Source organism: Streptomyces montanisoli, assembly GCF_017813245.1.
GTDB classification, from domain to species: Bacteria; Actinomycetota; Actinomycetes; order Streptomycetales; family Streptomycetaceae; genus Streptomyces; species Streptomyces montanisoli.
The window spans coordinates 44,201-61,309 of record NZ_JAGIQL010000007.1 but is presented as its reverse complement, the minus strand read 5'-3'; the positions used below and the strand labels follow the sequence as shown (position 1 = coordinate 61,309).

Annotated in this window: 19 protein-coding genes; 17 read left to right on the top strand and 2 right to left on the bottom strand. The window is 72.5% G+C overall.

Features of this window, described 5'->3' with window-relative positions; all coding sequences use genetic code 11:
* Positions 1–6: 6 nt before the first annotated feature.
* From JFN87_RS03610 to JFN87_RS03595, 4 genes are all read left to right on the top strand, one after another.
* A complete protein-coding gene (locus JFN87_RS03610) occupies positions 7–186 on the top strand; it encodes a hypothetical protein (protein ID WP_209338370.1) in 180 nt (59 codons plus the stop codon).
* A gap of 118 nt (positions 187–304) precedes the next feature.
* Positions 305–1,252, top strand: coding sequence for a TOMM precursor leader peptide-binding protein (locus JFN87_RS03605; protein WP_209338369.1), 948 nt, complete (start codon positions 305–307; stop codon positions 1,250–1,252).
* A 38-nt stretch (positions 1,253–1,290) separates the two neighbouring features.
* On the top strand, positions 1,291–2,109 hold the full coding sequence (locus JFN87_RS03600; RefSeq protein ID WP_209338368.1) for a nitroreductase family protein: 819 nt from the start codon (positions 1,291–1,293) through the stop codon (positions 2,107–2,109).
* A complete protein-coding gene (locus tag JFN87_RS03595) occupies positions 2,106–2,966 on the top strand; it encodes a SagB family peptide dehydrogenase (RefSeq protein ID WP_209338367.1) in 861 nt (286 codons plus the stop codon). The genes JFN87_RS03600 and JFN87_RS03595 overlap by 4 nt, the downstream gene beginning before the upstream one ends.
* 74 nt (positions 2,967–3,040) lie before the next feature.
* Here the strand turns inward: JFN87_RS03595 and JFN87_RS03590 are convergent, their stop codons facing one another.
* Positions 3,041–4,636 (bottom strand): MFS transporter, encoded by a 1,596-nt coding sequence (locus JFN87_RS03590; protein ID WP_209338366.1) that lies wholly within the window; start codon positions 4,634–4,636, stop codon positions 3,041–3,043.
* A 66-nt stretch (positions 4,637–4,702) separates the two neighbouring features.
* On the opposite strand from JFN87_RS03590, the gene JFN87_RS03585 reads away from it, so the two are divergent.
* Positions 4,703–5,407, top strand: a complete 705-nt coding sequence (locus tag JFN87_RS03585) for a TetR/AcrR family transcriptional regulator (protein ID WP_209338365.1) — start codon at positions 4,703–4,705, stop codon at positions 5,405–5,407.
* A 20-nt stretch (positions 5,408–5,427) separates the two neighbouring features.
* On the opposite strand, the gene JFN87_RS03580 is transcribed toward JFN87_RS03585, so the two are convergent.
* On the bottom strand, positions 5,428–5,646 hold the full coding sequence (locus tag JFN87_RS03580) for a hypothetical protein (RefSeq protein WP_209338364.1): 219 nt from the start codon (positions 5,644–5,646) through the stop codon (positions 5,428–5,430).
* Positions 5,647–5,767: 121 nt separating this feature from the next.
* On the opposite strand from JFN87_RS03580, the gene JFN87_RS03575 reads away from it, so the two are divergent.
* The 12 genes from JFN87_RS03575 to JFN87_RS03520 all read left to right on the top strand — a co-directional run bounded on the left by JFN87_RS03575 (position 5,768) and on the right by JFN87_RS03520 (position 17,095).
* On the top strand, positions 5,768–6,802 hold the full coding sequence (locus JFN87_RS03575) for a methyltransferase (protein WP_209338363.1): 1,035 nt from the start codon (positions 5,768–5,770) through the stop codon (positions 6,800–6,802).
* A gap of 312 nt (positions 6,803–7,114) precedes the next feature.
* Positions 7,115–8,449 (top strand): bifunctional 3-oxoadipate enol-lactonase/4-carboxymuconolactone decarboxylase PcaDC, encoded by a 1,335-nt coding sequence (pcaDC, locus tag JFN87_RS03570; RefSeq protein ID WP_209338362.1) that lies wholly within the window; start codon positions 7,115–7,117, stop codon positions 8,447–8,449.
* 56 nt (positions 8,450–8,505) lie between these two features.
* A complete protein-coding gene (locus JFN87_RS03565; protein ID WP_209338361.1) occupies positions 8,506–9,138 on the top strand; it encodes an MBL fold metallo-hydrolase in 633 nt (210 codons plus the stop codon).
* A 45-nt stretch (positions 9,139–9,183) separates the two neighbouring features.
* On the top strand, positions 9,184–9,963 hold the full coding sequence (locus JFN87_RS03560) for an exodeoxyribonuclease III (protein WP_209338360.1): 780 nt from the start codon (positions 9,184–9,186) through the stop codon (positions 9,961–9,963).
* A gap of 148 nt (positions 9,964–10,111) precedes the next feature.
* On the top strand, positions 10,112–10,819 hold the full coding sequence (locus JFN87_RS03555) for a GntR family transcriptional regulator (RefSeq protein WP_209338359.1): 708 nt from the start codon (positions 10,112–10,114) through the stop codon (positions 10,817–10,819).
* A 131-nt stretch (positions 10,820–10,950) separates the two neighbouring features.
* Positions 10,951–11,664, top strand: a complete 714-nt coding sequence (locus JFN87_RS03550) for a DUF969 domain-containing protein (RefSeq protein WP_209338358.1) — start codon at positions 10,951–10,953, stop codon at positions 11,662–11,664.
* Entirely contained in the window at positions 11,661–12,629 is a 969-nt protein-coding gene (locus tag JFN87_RS03545) for a DUF979 domain-containing protein (protein WP_209338357.1), read from the top strand. The genes JFN87_RS03550 and JFN87_RS03545 overlap by 4 nt, the downstream gene beginning before the upstream one ends.
* Before the next feature lie 19 nt (positions 12,630–12,648).
* On the top strand, positions 12,649–13,290 hold the full coding sequence (gene pcp, locus JFN87_RS03540) for a pyroglutamyl-peptidase I (protein ID WP_209338356.1): 642 nt from the start codon (positions 12,649–12,651) through the stop codon (positions 13,288–13,290).
* Complete coding sequence (locus JFN87_RS03535; protein WP_245178672.1) at positions 13,287–14,357, top strand: DUF2891 domain-containing protein; 1,071 nt, start codon at positions 13,287–13,289, stop codon at positions 14,355–14,357. Before pcp ends, JFN87_RS03535 begins: the two co-directional genes overlap by 4 nt.
* 120 nt (positions 14,358–14,477) lie before the next feature.
* Complete coding sequence (locus JFN87_RS03530; RefSeq protein WP_209338355.1) at positions 14,478–14,918, top strand: DUF6278 family protein; 441 nt, start codon at positions 14,478–14,480, stop codon at positions 14,916–14,918.
* Between the two features lie 556 nt (positions 14,919–15,474).
* Positions 15,475–16,671: an alginate lyase family protein gene (locus JFN87_RS03525; protein ID WP_209338399.1), complete on the top strand. Its 1,197-nt coding sequence runs from the start codon at positions 15,475–15,477 to the stop codon at positions 16,669–16,671.
* Between the two features lie 10 nt (positions 16,672–16,681).
* On the top strand, positions 16,682–17,095 hold the full coding sequence (locus JFN87_RS03520; RefSeq protein ID WP_209338354.1) for a PPOX class F420-dependent oxidoreductase: 414 nt from the start codon (positions 16,682–16,684) through the stop codon (positions 17,093–17,095).
* The last annotated feature ends 14 nt before the right edge of the window (positions 17,096–17,109 follow it).

Below are 17,109 nucleotides of genomic sequence, written 5' to 3'. Positions count from 1 at the left end.
GTTTTCATGGACCTGACCACTGAGCAGGTCCCCACGGAGAAGTGGGCGACCAATCCCGAGAGCCAGGCGATGCTGGCAGCGTCCTGCTGCTGTTCCTCGATCCTGTGCTGCTGCTGCTGTGGCGTCGCCACCGGCATGAGCGCAGTGCAGACCGATCAGGCGGAGCTCGTTCCGGCCGCCCGGTGAACCACCCGTGCGGGCCCTTCCCGGGCCCGCACGGCTCCGGCCCGGCGCCCGTGCGACCGTGCCAGGACCCGACCCGACCGGCAGCCCGGCCGCACCGGCCGCACCGCGGAAGGCACAGATGACCTCCTACAGACTCAACCCCCACCTGCGTTTCGTCCGCCGCACCGACGACGAGGTGCTGATCAGCCGCGGTAGCCGCTCGATCCACGCGGAGCTGCTGCGCGACGACGCCGGCAGCGGTGCCCTCGCCGACCTGCTGGAACGGCTGCGCGATCCGGCCGACGAGGAACAGCTGACGGCCTGGGCCCGGGAGCGGAGGACCGGCGTGCCCTTGGACGTCCCGGCGCTGCTCGCCCACCTCCTCGGGCGCGGCGTCCTCGTCCCCGCGGGGGACGACCCCGCCCACAGCCACTTGCGCACCTCCCTCGCCGGCGGCGGCGACGCACTGCGCGGAGCCGTCATCAGCATCGTCGGCGACGGCGTCCTCGCCACCACCCTCGAACGGCAGTTGGCCGCGTCGGGGATCGTCACCGCAGGCGCCGTGCCCCGCAGGGTGGCCCAGCCCTCTCCGGACGACGTGGCGGACGAACTGTTCGCCGACGCCGCTCTCGTCGTCGTCGCCCTCGACCGGCCGGAGTCCACCCTGCTGCACGCGCTGAACGACACGGCGCTGCGCGGCAAGACACCGTGGCTGCCGGTCTGCCTCGACGGCGGCGAGGGGGTGGTCGGGCCCACCCACGTGCCGGGCGAGAGCGCCTGCCACCTCGAGTTCGAGCTGCAGACGGACGCCTCCGTCGGCTTCACCGGCCACGTGCTCGAACTGCGGCACGCGAAGGACGCGCACGGTCCGGCCGCCGTACCGCCGCCGCACCAGGTCGAGATGGTCTCGGGCCTGGCCGTCGAGGCCGTCATCGCCCACCTGGCGGGCACCGGGCACCTCACCTCGGACCGGGCCGTGCGCTTCGACTTCGAGCGCATGGAGATCGACTACCAGGACGTGCTGCGGCTGCCCCGGTGCCCGGCCTGCGGACCGCAGCGGGCTCCGTACCGGAACCCCTTCCTGTGACGGCGCCCGACCCGCGGCCCACCACGACAGGAGCGACCATGGAGACCGCCTTCCCCCCGATCGGCCGGGGCGGGGTGCCGTTGGACGAGACGCCGGTGACGAATCCGGCGAAGAACCTGGTCCTGCGGCCCTCGCCGTCCGCCGTCCACCAGTCCCGCCTCACCGCTCGCGCACCGAGCCCGGCGGAACTCTTCCACGTCAACTCCGGCCTCAGCCCGTCGAGTGCGCACAACAGACCCCTCGACGCGGACCGCTACCGCGAGATCGCCACGTGGTTCCACAGCAGTGCCTTCGCCCCGGATCCTGACGAGTGGGACCCGGCGGAGGCGGCGGCGGACCGCACGGTGCTGCCCGCCGCCGCGGTGCGCCGGGCGTGGGGCGTGGAACTGCCCGGTTCGCTCGGTGCGGACGGCCTTGACCTGCTGTACGGCAGCGACCTGATGCTGCTGGTCGACGGCAGGCTCTACCGCTGGTTCCCCGACCGCGAATGGCTGTTCGCCGACTCCCGCGTGGCCCCCTCCACCGAGGAGGAGGTCCGCGGCTGTCTGCTGTCAGCCGTGCCCCGCGGCGGCGCGCTGCTCTTCGTCGTCGGCGTCGCCCCCCGCTACACCGCTCTGCAGGGCCCGCGCGGCTACCGGCGTCTGCTGCTGACCACCGGACGCCTGGTGGACCGGCTGGTGCGGGCCGTTGCCGATGCCGGCGGCGTCCGGCCGCCGGTGGTACTCGACTTCCACGACGACCGGCTGCACCGGCTGCTCGGTCTCGACGGTGTCGAACGCGCCGTGCTGGCCGTGCTGCCGCTCCCGTGGCCTGCGGCCGCGTCCGAGGACGAGCACGAGGAGGGAGGAGGACAGTGAGCCGACCCGACGAACTGGAAAGCATGCTCGACGGGTTGTCGGCCCGGGACCGTGAGGCGGTCGCGGCGATGCTCCGGCCGGCTCTGAGAGCCCGCGAGCGCGACGGGGACAGGGCCGCACTCGACGTCGTGGGCCTGGCGCACCGGGCACTGAACAACCCGGAGACCATGGCGGCCAAGGCGGAGGTCCAGGGGGCGCAGACCCCGCGGGTCCTGCCCGAGCGGGCCGGCCGGGCCGCGGTCCCCTTTCCCGGTGAGTTGCCCAAGCTCACCCATCCGCTGCAGGACGTGCTCGCGGCCCGCGCCTCGCGCCGCGACTTCGCCGGCCGCGGACTCGGGCTCGACGAGATCGCCGGGCTCCTGACGCGCGCCTACGGGATCCGGGGAACGATGGCCGCTTACAACAGCCCCGACTTCCCCGCCCGTTACGCGCCGAGCGCCGGTGGGGTGCAATCCACCGACGTGTACGTCGTGGTCAACGACGTGGACGGCGTCGCACCCGGCGCCTACCTCTACGCGCCGCAGGACGACGGCCTCCGCCTGGTCAACCGTGGAGACATGCGCCGCCTGCTGGTCGACGCCTGCCCGGGCACCGAGTGGATGTACAGCGCGGGCGCCGTCCTGGTGCTGGCCGGTGCCCTGGAACGCGGACGGTGGAAGTACGGAGACCGCGCCTACTGCTTCGCCCACTTCGACGCCGGCTTCGTGGGCGAGAACCTCTGCCTGTGCGCCACCTCGCTGGGGTTGCGGATCTGCGCGGTCGCGGGCTTCGACGCCGACCGCCTCGCCGGCGTGCTCGGCCTCGACGGCAAGCAGGACATCCCGCTGCTGCTGATGCCCGTGGGCTCCCGCGCCTGACCCGCACCGCCGTACGCGCTCCGCGGCCCGGGGCCTCTGCCTGAGGCACCGGGCCGCGGCTTCGTCCCACCCGCTCACCCGTCGTCGGCCGCCTTGCCGCCGGAGTCGAGCCGGCCCCGTCCGACCAGGACCAGCGAGACCAGGCAGCCGACCAGCAGCACGGCGGCCCCGCTGTACTCGGCCACGTGCAGCCCCCGGACGTACGAGGCGTTCGCCGCCTTCGCCACCGCGGCCGGCAGGCCGGCATCGCTCAGCCGCGTGCCGCCGTGCAGTTGCGCCAGGAAGTGGGCGCGCTCGCCGGTGCCGAGCCCCAGCGCCGTCAGACGCGCGGAGAGGTCGTGGTGCATCGCGGCGGTGAGCGTGGAGCCGAGTGCCGCGACCCCCACGACACCGCCCAGCTCCCGCAGTGTGTTGGCGGCCGCCGAGGCCATGCCGGCCCGCCGCGCCGGAACCCTGGCGAGCGCCGTCGCCGTGATGGGGGTGAGCACCAGTCCCATGCCGAGGCCGATCACCGGCAGCAGCCACCAGTAGGAGCGGAGCGACGCCCCCACCCCGTACTGCGCCATGCCCGCCATCGCGAACGCCGACACCAGCAGGCCCGCGGTCATGGGGTAGCCGGCGCCGAACCGGCCGGCGATCCAGCCGGCGAGCGGGGTCACCGCGGCCACCACCACCATGGCCGGCATGACCACGAGACCCGCGCCCGTCGCGGACCAGCCGAGCACCTCCTGCAGCCACAGGCTGAGGAAGTACAGCACCGAGAACATCCCCAGGTACAGGAGGAGGCCGTTGAGCAGGGCGCCGCTGAACAGCCGGTCACGGAAGAGCCGCAGATCGAGCAGGGGACTGCGTACGCGGTGCTCGACGAGCACGAACAGGGGCAGCGCCACCGCCGCCACCGCGTAGCCGCCCACCACCCAGGCGTCACCCCAACCCCGCGCGGGCCCCTCGATCGTGGCGTAGACCGCGGCGCCGACACCCACCACGGCCAGCAGCTGGCCCCCAGGGTCGAGCGTCCGTCCGGCGCGGTCCGACGACTCCGGCACCAGGAGCCGTCCCGCGACGATGCCGAAGAGCGCGATCGGCACGTTCAGCCAGAACACCCAACGCCAGCCGAAGTGGTCCACGATGGGGCCGCCGACGATCGGCCCGAGGCCCAGCCCGAGTCCGGAGACGCCGGCCCACACCCCGATGGCCGTCGCCCGTTCCCGCTCGTCGGTGTACACCTGCCGGATGATGGAGAGGGTCCCCGGCATGAACGCGGCGGCGCCGGCGCCCTGGAGCACGCGGCCCGCGATCAGGAGGGCGACGTGCCCGGCGAGCGCCGAGACGGCCGAGCCCGCCCCGAACAGCAGAAGTCCGAGGAGGAAGACCCGTCGGCGGCCGTAGAGGTCGCCGACGGTGCCGGCGGTCAGCATGAGCGCCGCGAGGCTCAGGCTGTAGCCGTCGACGATCCACTGGAGGTCGCTGATCCCCGCGTCGAGATGGTTCTGCACGCTGGGCAGCGCCACGTTCACCACGGTATTGTCGAGCATCGCCATGAACAGGGACACGCACAGCACGAGCAGCACCGCGGCACGCCGTCCTCGGCTCAGCGGCAGCCCCCTGGGGTTGTCCACCGCGGGCGCCGCGGGGCGCACTTCGCGGGGATCGGGATCAGCGATGGGCATGGTCACTCCAATGTCTCTGGAAGGCGGACGCGTCCGGCGGCAGGCCGGAACGCAGGGGGCGTCGCGATGACCGGTCGCCCCGCGCGCGGCACCGCACGCCGCGCGGAGCCGCTTTCGGCGACCGGGATCATCCGCTGTGCCCGGGAACTCGTGGAACGCGACGGTCTGGAGGCCCTGTCGATGCGCCGCCTCGCGGACCGCCTCGACACGCAGGCGGCCTCCCTCTACCGCCACGTGCAGAACAAGGAGGAACTGGTCGATCTGGTCGCCGACTCGCTCTTCGGCGACTTCGAGTCCGCCCTGGAGTACTCAGCCGACGAGGACTGGCGGGCCACTCTGGTGCGGGTGGCCACCTCCTACCGCTCTTTCCTCCTGGCCCGCCGCGACGCCGAACGCGTACTCGCCGGGCGCTTCGTGGTCGGCCAGAACCTTGTCCGGCTGATCGAGCCGGTGCTTGAGGCACTGCGGGCGGCAGGACTCGGTCCAAGGGACGCGGCGTACTCCCTGTACCTGGTGATCGTCCACGTCCAGGGTTTCGTGCTGCACGAGAAGGCGCCCCTGTCGGCCTCCCACGCCGTCGGCGAGGGCCGGCTGTCGGCCCTTACGTCGATCCGGGCGTTCCTCGAGGAGTTCCCCGAGGAGGACTTCCCCAGGGTGCACGAGTCGGCGCCCTACCTCGCCGAGCCCGGTCTCGACGGCCGCTTCCACTACGGTCTCGACGTGCTCCTCGACGGCCTCGCGCTGCGGATCGGCGTTCGCGGCGCGGACTGATCCCCCTCCTCGGGGGCCGCTCAGGACCGGCGGCCCCGGTGCTGTCTCATGCGCCGCGCCTCCTCACGGTCGCCCTGCCGCTCACGCTGTGCACGGTCGCGTTCCCGTTGGGCGTCCTCGCGCGAGTGCTGCTCCCGGCGGCGCTCCTCCTCGGCCCGGCGGCGCCGCTCGTCGCGTTCGCGCTGCTCCACCTCCCGCCGTGCCCGCTCCTCCGGATCGCCACGCCACGGCCATCTCACGGCATTCCCTCCGTTCCCGGCCCGAGGGACTGTCGTACCCCGGTGCCCGAGGCTAGCATTGGCTGCTAACGGTGTTAGCAGCATGATGCACCGCCCGAGCCGATCCCGCCAGGAGGTCGCCATGACCGGCCCTTTTCCGTACGGAGTAGAGCAACTTCCGCCCCACGTACGCCTCATGACGATCGTGGCCGCCAAGTGGATGGCACAGCCGATCGTCGTGCTCGCCGAGCTCGACGTCGCGGGAGCGCTCGCCGACGGGCCGCTGGACACCGGGGAACTCGCCGCCAGGGTCGACGCCGACGCCGATCGGCTCGGGCGGGTACTGCGGGCGGCGGAGTGCCTGGGCGTCGTCGCCCGCGAACCGGGCGCCGGCGGCTGGCGCATGACAGAGATGGGCGCGGTGCTGCGGGCGGATGTCGCTCACAGCCTGCGCGACTTCACGCTGTTCCTCGGAGATCCGGCCACCATGGCCTCGTTCGCCGAGCTGACCGGCACCGTACGCGGCGGAGCCCCCGGATTCGACCGAGCCCACGGCAGGCCGCTCTTCGAACACCTCGCGCACGCCCCTGAGTTGGCGCGGCGCTACCAGGGAGCCTGGGGTCCGCTCACCGAGGAGCTCGCCGAGGAGGCCGCGAGCGACTTCGACTTCGGGCGTTTCGGGGTGCTGGCGGACATCGGCGGCGGTCGCGGGGAGCTGCTCGCCGGGCTGCTGCCCACGCTGCCCCACTCGCGCGGCATCCTGGTCGACCGGCCCGACGTGCTGGAGAGCGCCGCGCGGCGGTTCGCCGACGGCCCGCTCGCGGGCCGCGTCGATTTCGCCCCCCTCGGCTCGGTCCCCGCCGAGGCGGACGCCTACCTGTTCAAGAACGTCCTGCACTGCTTCCCCGACGAGACCTGTGCCGAGCTGCTCGCCGACGTCGCCGCCGCCATGAAGGGCCGTCCGCACACCCGGCTCGTCCTCGTCGAGGCGATCGTGGCCGACGACGACCGGTTCGACTGGGCCAAGTTCATCGACATCGAGGTCATGGCCGACAACGGCGGCAGGGAGCGCACGGAGGCGGAATGGGTGGCCCTCCTCGGCGCCGCCGGCTACGACGTCGTCTCCATCACCCCCACCACGCCGCCCCAGAGCATCATCGAGGCGGAACTCGCCTGACGCACGGTGCACGCACCTCCGCGGCGTGCGTGCCGGCGTCCGGCGGCTTGGGCGGTCCGCGTACAAGGTCAGGGACGGGAACGGCCTTCGCCGGTTCCTCTGTACGATGCTCGGGCGTCGTGCGCGACGTACCTGGCCGACAACGGTGTCCCGGATCGCCCGCTCGCCGTGTGGGCCGCGCACGCGATCGTGGAGTCGGCCGAGAAGTGGTACCGAAACCGGACGTGGCGGACCTGCTTCCGGTTGCGGGCACGTGCGGCGGTCTCGCGAGGGGGGAGTGTGACAGATCGTGACGAAGAAGGTGTGGTCCCCGTGAGTGAGACATCGACTCAGCCTCTGCAGTACCGCGTTGACGGGCCGGAGGACGCCCCTGCCCTGATCCTCGGCCCCTCCCTCGGCACGACCTGGCACATGTGGGACCGCCAGGTCCCCGAGCTGGCCAAGCAGTGGTGCGTGGTGCGCTTCGACCTGCCGGGTCACGGCGGCGCCCCCGCCGAGGCCACCGCCGCGGTGCCCGAGCTGGCGCAGCGCCTGCTCGACACGCTCGACAGCCTCGGCGTCCAGCGCTTCGGCTACGCGGGCTGCTCGCTCGGCGCGGCCGTCGGCGCCGAGCTGGCGCTGCGCCACGGCGAGCGGGTCGCCTCGCTCGCCCTGATCGCGGCCTCGCCCCGGTTCGGCACCGCCGACGAGTTCCGCCAGCGTGGCGTCATCGTCCGCGCCAACGGGCTGGAACCGATGGCGCGCAGCGCGCCCGAGCGCTGGTTCACGCCCGGGTTCGCCGCGGCGCAGCCCGCGATCGTCGAGTGGGCCGTGCAGATGGTCCGCACCACGGAACCCGGCTGCTACATCGCGGCCTGCGAGGCGCTCGCCGCCTTCGACATACGCGCCGAGCTCGGCAGCATCGCCGTGCCTACGCTCGTCCTCGTCGGCGCCGAGGACCAGGTCACAGGGCCCGCCGAGGCCCGCACGCTGGTCGCGGGCATACCGGACGCCCGCCTCGCGTTGGTGCCCGGCGCCTCCCACCTCGCGCCCGTCGAGCAGCCGGCGGCCGTCACCGACCTGCTGACCGACCACTTCTCGACGGGCTGGTACAACCCGTCCGAGACGACCACGGGCATCACGCTCCCGCCCGACCGCAGGCCCGCGCCCCCGGCGCCCGTGCCCGAGGCCGAGGCACCCGCCGAGCGTGAGGAGCCCGCGAAGGCGCAGGCGCAGGTGCCGGACGAGCAGGAGGCGCAGCCGGAGCCGGCCGGGCCGCAGGGCCGCCCCGACCTCCACGACGCCGGGATGAGGGTACGCCGCGAGGTGCTCGGCGACGAGCACGTGGACCGCGCGACCGCGTCCGCCGACGCCTTCACGGAGGACTTCCAGCAGCTGATCACCCGCTACGCGTGGGGCGAGATCTGGACCCGCGACGGCCTCGACCGGCGCACGCGCAGCGTGATCACGCTCACCGCCCTGGTCGCGGGCGGCCACCTGGACGAGCTGAGGTTCCACACCACGGCCGCCCTGCGCAACGGCCTCAGCCCGGCCGAGATCAAGGAGGTTCTGTTGCAGACCGCGATCTACTGCGGTGTGCCGGCGGCGAACGCGGCGTTCAAGGTCGCCGCCGAAGTGATCCGGGAGGAGACCCGGCCGCAGGAGTAGCAGGATGGAGGTGCGGGCCACCCCGCACCCGCATCCCCGAGCGAAGGCGGTCGACGGTGAGGTTCACCAAGCGCGGACACGCGTGCGTACGGCTGGAGAAGGACGGGCGCACGCTCGTCATCGACCCGGGCGGCTTCAGCGAGCAGGACGCGGCGGTGGGCGCCGACGCCGTCCTCGTCACCCACGAGCACCCTGACCACTTCGACGAGGAGCGGCTGCGCGCCGGGCTCGGCGCCAACCCGGCGGCCGAGCTCTGGGCGCCCCGCAGCGTCACGGACGAGATCGCGGCCGCCTTTCCCGGCCGCGTCCACACGGTGGGCCACGGCGACACCTTCACCGCGGCCGGGTTCGACGTCGAGGTGCACGGCGAGCTGCACGCGGTGATCCACCCCGACATCCCGCGGATCGCCAACTCCGGCTACCTCGTCGACGGGTCGGTCTTCCACCCGGGCGACGCCCTGACCGTGCCAGAGCGCCCCGTCGACACGCTGATGCTGCCCGTGATGGCGCCCTGGAACAAGATCGCCGAGATCGTCGACTACCTGCGCGAGGTGAAGCCGCGCCGCGCCTACGACGTGCACGACGCGCTGCTGTCCGAGGTCGCCAGGCCCATGTACGACCACATGCTCGGCGGGCTCTCGGGCGCCGAGCACGGCAGGCTCGCACCCGGTGCCAGTGTGGAGCTGTGACCGGCTCGGCCCCGGCTGTCGTACCCCGCCTATAGGCTGGTCCGCATGCGCATCGCCACGTGGAACGTCAACTCGATCACGGCCCGCCTGCCCCGGCTGCTCGCCTGGCTGGAGAGCAGTGGCACGGACGTGCTGTGCCTCCAGGAGGCCAAGACCACCCAGGAGCAGTTCCCCGCGCAGGCGCTGAGCGAGATCGGCTACGAGTCCGCGGTCCACGCGACCGGGCGGTGGAACGGCGTGGCGGTGCTCTCCCGCATCGGCCTCGCCGACGTGGTGCGCGGGCTTCCCGGCGGCCCGGAGTACGAGGGCGTCGCGGAGCCGCGGGCCGTCGCGGCGACGTGCGGCCCCGTGCGCGTCTGGTCGGTGTACGTGCCCAACGGCCGGGAGGTCGGCCACGCCCACTACGCCTACAAGCTGCGCTGGCTCGACGCGCTGAGGGGCGCGGTCGCGCGGGACGCGGTGGGGGAGCGGCCGTTCGCCGTCCTCGGCGACTTCAACATCGCGCCCGCCGACGAGGACGTGTGGGACCGCTCGGCGTTCGAGGGTGCCACGCACGTCACCGCGGACGAGCGGGACGCGCTGGCGGCGCTGCGGGAGGAAGGCCTCCAGGACGTGGTGCCGAGGCCGCTCAAGTACGACCACCCCTTCACGTACTGGGACTACCGCCAGCTCGGCTTCCCGAAGAACCGCGGCATGCGCATCGACCTCGTGTACGGCAACGGCCCGTTCGGGGCGGCGGTCAAGGACAGCTACGTCGACCGCGAGGAGCGCAAGGGCAAGGGCGCGTCGGACCACGCCCCTGTCGTGGTCGACCTCGACGTCTGAGCGGCCGGCACGAGCCGGCCCCGGCGATCGCCCGCACGGCTCGTTATCCGACCGAAACAATTGTTCAACGATCCTCTCTGCCGTTAGGGTTTCCTTTCGCCAACCCGGCTGCAACGGGCCGACCAGTCCGCCCAGGGGGGAAGACCGCATGAGCGCAGACCTCGGTCCTGCCGTGACCCAGCTGATCGCCGACCGGGGCCTGCTGACCCGGACGAGCACCGCGGAACGGGTCGCGGCGATACTGCGTGAGCGCATCGCGCAGGGGTCGTTCCCGCCGGGCAGCCGCCTGTCCGAGGAGCGCATCGGCCAGGCGCTCGGCATCTCACGCAACACGCTGCGCGAGGCCTTCCGGCTGCTCACCCACGAGCGGCTGCTGGTGCACCGGCTCAACCGCGGCACCTTCGTGCGGGTGCTGACGGCCGCCGACATCGCCGACATCTACCGGGTCAGGCAGGTGGTCGAGTGCGCGGCCGTCAGGTCGCACGGCATGACGCCCCGCCCTCTCGACCAGGTCGAGGCGGCGGTGGACGAGGGGCGGCGGGCGGCCGAGGCGGGCGCCTGGGCGGACTGCGGCACCGCGAACATCCACTTCCACCAGGCGATCGCCGGCCTCGCGGGCAGCGAGCGCCTCGACGACATGATGCGCGGCGTCCTCGCGGAACTTCGCCTCGCTTTCCACGTCATGGACGACCCGCGCCGTTTCCACGAGCCCTACCTCACCCGCAACCGCGAACTCGTCACGGCGCTCGCGTCGGGCGACACGGCGGGGGCCGAGCAGATGCTGGGCTTCTATCTGGAGGACTCCAGAAGGCAGTTGGCCGAGGCCTACCCCGACGGCGCGGGCCTGCCCGGCTGACCGGCTGCCCACCCCGGGAAAACCCGTGACGGCCACACCCTTGTCGGATCGTTCAACAATCATCTAGCCTCCGTGGGCACCCCCCCCGGTCCGCCGCCGTCGCGGAGCCCTGTACGGAAGGCCGAGAGCACATGATCGTTCTACTCGGCGTCCTCGTGGTGATCCTCGGATTCGCCACGAGGCGCAACCCTCTGCTGGTCGTCGGTGTAGCCGGGATCGTCACCGGAGCGCTCGGCAAGCTGTCGCCCGACGAGATCCTCAAGACGTTCGGCGAGAGCTTCGCGTCGAGCCGCTCCGTGACGATTTTCGCCATCACGCTGCCCGTCATCGGCCTGCTGGAGCGCAACGGCCTCCAGCAGCAGGCCCGCATCCTGATCGGCAAGCTGGGCAACCTCACCACGGGACGATTCCTCACGCTCTACCTGCTGCTGCGGCAGCTCACCGCTGCCGTCGGCCTCCAGACCATCGGCGGCCCCGCGCAGAGCGTCCGCCCGATGATCGCGCCCATGGCCGAGGCGGCCGCCGAGCGCAGGAACGGCGGGCGCCCGCTGCCGGAGGCGATCCGCGAGAAGGTCCGCTCGCACGCGGCGGGCGCCGACACCGTCGGCGTGTTCTTCGGCGAGGACATCTTCCTGGCGATCGGCTCCATCCTGCTGATCACGGGACTCGTCAACGCCACCTACCACACGCACCTGGAGCCGCTGGACCTCGCGCTGTGGGCGATACCCACCGCGGCCTGCGCCTTCCTCGTGCACGGCGCCAGGCTGCTGCGCTTCGACCGCGCACTGGAACGTGAACTCGTCGTCGCCAACGCCGAGTCCGACGTCGAGGAGTCGGCGAAGTGATCAAGGCCGAATGGTTCTACTGGCTGGTCGGGGCCGTCTTCATCGTCATGGGCCTGCAGACCCTGCTCGACCGGAGCAACGCCAAGCGCTACACCTCGGGCACCTTCTGGACGCTCCTCGGCGCCACGTTCTTCTACAGCTCCTGGGTCGTCGACAAGTCGGCGCCTGCCGAGCCGCTCGGCATCGCCGTCCTCATCCTCATCTGCCTCGGCGGGTTCAACCTCGTCGGCAAGGGCACCCCGCGCACGACCGGCGAGAAGCAGCGCACCGAACTCGCCAAGCGATTCGGCAACAAGCTGTTCATCCCCGCCCTGACCATCCCGGTCGTCGCCGTGCTGTGCGCCGTCGTGGTCCCGAAGTTCCACTTCGGCGGCCACGTGATCTTCGAGAAGGGCAACGAGACGATCCTCGGCCTGGGCGTCGGCGCGATCGTCGCCCTCGGCGTCGGCATGTGGGTGCTGCGCGAGCCGCGGGTGTCCGTGCCGATCCACGCGGGCCGCGGCCTGCTGGAATCCATGGGCTGGGCGCTGCTGCTGCCGCAGCTGCTCGCCGTGCTGGGCGCCATCTTCCAGGCGGCCGGCGTGGGCACGCAGGTCGGCAAGGTGACCGAGAAGATCCTGCCGAACGGCCAGCTGCTCGCCGCGGTGGCGCTCTACTGCGTCGGCATGTTCGTCTTCACGGTGATCATGGGCAACGCGTTCGCCGCGTTCCCCGTCATGACGGCGGCCGTCGGCTGGCCCGTCCTCGTCCAGCACCTGCACGGCAACGCCCCGGCCGTGATGGCCGTGGGCATGCTCGCCGGGTTCTGCGGCACGCTCTGCACGCCGATGGCCGCCAACTTCAACCTCGTGCCCGCCGCCCTGCTCGAACTGAAGGACCAGTACGGCCCGATCAAGGTGCAGGCGCCGACCGGGTTCATCCTCCTGGCGTGCAACATCCTCATCATCTACTTCTTCGCCTTCTGACGGCCGGACGGAGCGCACCATGAAAGTCCTGATCACCGGCTTCGAGCCGTTCGGCGGCGAGGACGTGAACCCCTCGTGGGCCGCGGCCCGGCTCGTCGCCGCGGCGCCGCCCGCGGGCCTCGACGTCACCGCCGTGAGGCTGAGCTGCGTCTACGGCCGTGCGATCGAGGAGCTGCGGGCCGCCGTGTCCGCCACGGACCCCGCGCTCGTGGTCTGCACGGGGCAGGCGGGCGGCAGAAGCGGCCTCAGCGTCGAGCGCGTCGCCGTGAACGTCGACGACGCGCGCCTCCCCGACAACGCGGGCAACCAACCCGTGGACGAGCCGATCGTGCCGGACGGGCCCGTCGCCTACCTCTCGCGCCTGCCCGTGAAGGCGTGCGTCGCCGCCGCGCGCGAGGCGGGGGTGCCCGCCCATGTCTCGGGCACCGCCGGCAACTTCCTGTGCAACCACGTCTTCTACGGCCTGGCCCACCTCATCGCCACCGAACGCCCGTCCCTGCGCGGCGGCTTCGTGCACGTGCCGTACGCGCCCGAGCAGGTCACCGACCGCTTCGAGCCGTCCATGTCCGTGGCGGACATCGCACGCGGCATCGGCGCGATCGTCGCGACGGCGGCCTCGACCACGGACGACCTGCGCGTCCCGGAAGGAGCGACGCATTGAACGCCGCACCCGCACCCGGCACCCCCAACGCGACAGGCGGCCTGCCGTCCGCCGCTCTCGCCCCGCACGCGGAGACGTTCGCGCGGCTCGCCGTCGCCAACATCACCCGCGAGTACCCCAACTTCCCCGCGCACCTGCTGGCGGGCCCCGAGGAACTGGTCGCTCCCCGCATCCAGCACCCGGCGTTCTACGGCGCCTACGACTGGCACTCCTCGGTCCACATGCACTGGCTGGCGATGCGGCTGCTGCGCCACGGCCTGCCCGCCGCGGCGGCAGGCGCGGTCACCGAGGCCCTGGACGCGCACCTCACCGCCGGCGCGCTGGCCGCCGAGGCCGGGTACCTCCGCGACCACCCCTCCTTCGAGCGCCCCTACGGCTGGGCATGGCTGCTGATGCTCACCGCCGAGAGCGCCGCGCACGACGACGGCCGGTGGTTCTCGGTGCTCGCGCCCGCCGCCAGGACCGCCGCCGACCTGATACTCGCCTGGCTGCCGAAGGCCCGCTACCCCGTGCGACACGGCACCCACGCCAACAGCGCCTTCGCGCTCGGCCTCGTGCTCGACAGCGCCGAGCGCGCCGGCGTGCCCGACGTGATGGAGCCCGTACGCGCGAAGCTGCGCGCATGGTTCCAGGGCGACGAGGGCGGCGCGCTGCGCTGGGAGCCGTCGGGGCAGGACTTCCTCTCCCCGCTGCTGACCGAGGCGGACGCCTTCCGCCGGGTCGCCGCGCCCGGCGAGTTCACCGGCTGGACGTCGTCCTTCCTGCCCGAGCTCACCGAGGCCGCCCGCGAGGGCCGGGCGCTGCTGCTGGATCCGCCGGAGGTGACGGACGCATCGGACGGCCAGATCGGCCACCTGCACGGCCTGTGCTTCAGCCGGGCGGCCGCCCTCCACGCGCTGGCGGACGCGCTCGGCGACTCCCGCTGCCGGATCCTGCGCGACACGGCGTCGGCCCATCTCGACGCCGGCATGTCCGCGCTGGGCTCCGGCGACTTCACGACGGACCACTGGCTGGCCACCTTCGCCGTGCTCGCGCTGGAGGCCGCGGCGGGCACCGCACCCGCCTGACCGGCAGCGGGGCCGCACGGCAGGCACCGCGCGCCCCGGGCCGCACAGCCGGCGCACAGTCCCGGACGACGTCAGCGCGCCCTGTGGCCCCGCCCAGGCGCGGGTGGCACGCTGAGCGGTATGAATATTCGCTTTCTGGACACGTGGCGCGGCAGACGGCACGGGGGCGACGAGGGGTCGTCACCGGGCGCTGCCGCCCGTGAACAGGAGGGGATCACCGAGCTGCTGTCCGAGTGCGAGCTGCTGCGGGTCCGCGCCATGCGGCTCGGCCTCAGGCTGGACGACTCGCCGGGATCGCTGTCCGCGCTCGACCAGCTGACGCCGGTGTGGCGCCAGGACGCGGAGGAGCTTCCCTGGTTCGGCAACGACGCGGGCCTCTACCTGGGGTCGGTGATCGTCCGCGCGGTCCCCGGCGCGGTCTGGCACGTCTGGCCCACGGGGCACCCCGTGGTGCGGCTCGTGTCGGGCCGCGAGATCCAGGTCGTGCAGGCAGGCCTCGACTGGGCGGCGAGCGGAGTGCCCGAGCTGGCCCAGGTGTACGCGGAGGCCGCCGAGGCCTGACGTCCCGAATGGCGCAGTAGCTGGTAACTGAAAGCAAATATGGCTTATGCCGGTTTTATGCGTGTCGTCCGTGAAGTCCCTTAAACGCGTGGATAGTTTGCGCTGACCTCGACAGAGCCGAGAATGGGGTAGGGCAGCGTATGGCCGTCGAACCGTTGATCGAGCCACATCCCCCCGGAGAAGGACCTCCGGGCCGAACCTGGACTACGATGGGTGGTTCATCCCTGCCGGGATCGGCGGCCGGGGACGGCACCCCGGTCGTACCAGGGACGCTGCTGCCGGGCGGGCAGTAGCTCAGGGGCAATGGCCCGGTTCGGGCAGCAGCCGGAGATCACTTCTCTGTTCAGGGGAGAAGGTCAGCTGCGGGCCGGCCGGGTTGTGCTCGACGTGGAGCGGGCCCCCGCCGCGCGTGTGCGCGGCGGGGGCGCCGCTCTCTTCTCATGCCCACGCGTCTTCCTGGTCCTCGGCCACTCGGCCACGGCCGTCACCCCTGGGTGGCACCCCGATTGCGGCCCCTGCCCGGCCGGGACACGGTGTCCCCGTGCCTCTACGCAGAATGATCGCCACTGCCGCCGCGCTGTGCTGCCTCGCCCTGGTGCCCGCCTGCGCGCCCTCGTCGCCGCACGCGGGCCCCGCGGCCGACGGCCGCCCCGCCGCCTTCCAGCACCCGGGCGTCGTCGTCGGGGCCGGGCAGCTCAGGACCGCGCGGAAGATGGTCGCCGCGGGACGCGAGCCCTGGGCGTCCGCGTTCCGGCGGATGAGCACGAGCAAGTACGCGGCCGCCGGCTACACGCCGCACCCGTCGGCCACCGTCGCCTGCCGGTCCAATCACGGCACGCCCGCCTGCGTCTTCGAGCGCGACGACGCCATCGCCGCGTACACCCAGGCGCTGATGTGGTCGATGACCGGGAAGCAGGCGTACGCCCGCGAGGCCGTGCGCATCATGGACGCCTGGTCCGCCGTCATGAAGCGGCACACGCTGAACGACTCCGACCTCCAGGCGGCGTGGACCGGCTCAACCTGGGCGCGGGCCGCCGAACTCGTGCACGCCACCTACCCGCGGTGGCGCGAACCCGCCGTGATGCGGTTCAAGTGGATGCTGCGCAAGGCGTACCTGCCGGACGTCGCCGCCAAGGTGCCCGACTACAACGGCAACTGGGAACTCGCCATGACCGACGCGGAGATGAGCATGTCGGTCTTCCTCGAGGACCACACCATGTTCGACCACGCCGTCTCCCGCTTCCGCGCGCGCGTCCCCGCGTACTTCTACCTCTCCTCCGACGGCAAGCTGCCCAAGCCGCCGCCCGGCGGCACCATCAAGAGCCCGGACCAGCTCGCCACGTACTGGTTCGGCCAGCACACCTACGTCGACGGGCTCGGCCAGGAGACCTGCCGCAACTTCATGCACATCGGCTACTCGCTCGCCGCCACCGCGCACATCGCGGAGACCGCATGGCACCAGGGCGTCGACCTGTACGCGCAGGAGGCGAAACGGCTGGGCGCCGCCATGGAGTTCCACGCCCGCTACCAGCTCGGCGCGCCCGCGCCCAAGTGGCTGTGCGGCGGCAAGATCACCCGCACGATGGGCCCCGACCTCGAAGTCGCCTACAACCACCTGCACAACCGGCTGCACATGGCGCTGCCAGAGACCGAACGCCTGATCAAGAAGCAGCGTCCGGGCGGTACCGACGGCCTGTTCGTCGCCTGGGAGACCCTCACCAACGCCGACAACCCCGGCTCGGGCAAGGCGTAGCCTTCGGCTCGTGGCCACCCTCGACCGAAGCACCCTCGACTCGCTCGCGCGCAGCCGCTACGTCAGCCTCACCACGTACCGCAGGGACGGGGTGGGCATCGACACGCCGGTGTGGCACGCGCTGGACGACCGCACCCTGTACGTGTGGACCGACGCCGGCTCGTGGAAGGTAAAACGCGTACGCAACGACCCGCGCGCCGTCGTCACGGTGTGCACGGTGCGTGGCCGCATCAAGGAGGGCGCCGTCCGCGCCGAGGGCACGGCACGGCTGCTCGAAGAGGCGGACGGCATGGCCCACGTACGCGGCCTGCTGGCCGGGAAGTACGGGTGGCAGTACCGGATCACCGAGGCGTCGGCGCGGCTCTCGGGGCGCAGGCGGCGCCACCCGATGATCGGCATCGCGGTCGAACTGCTGGAGACGTAGGCGCGAGCCGGGCC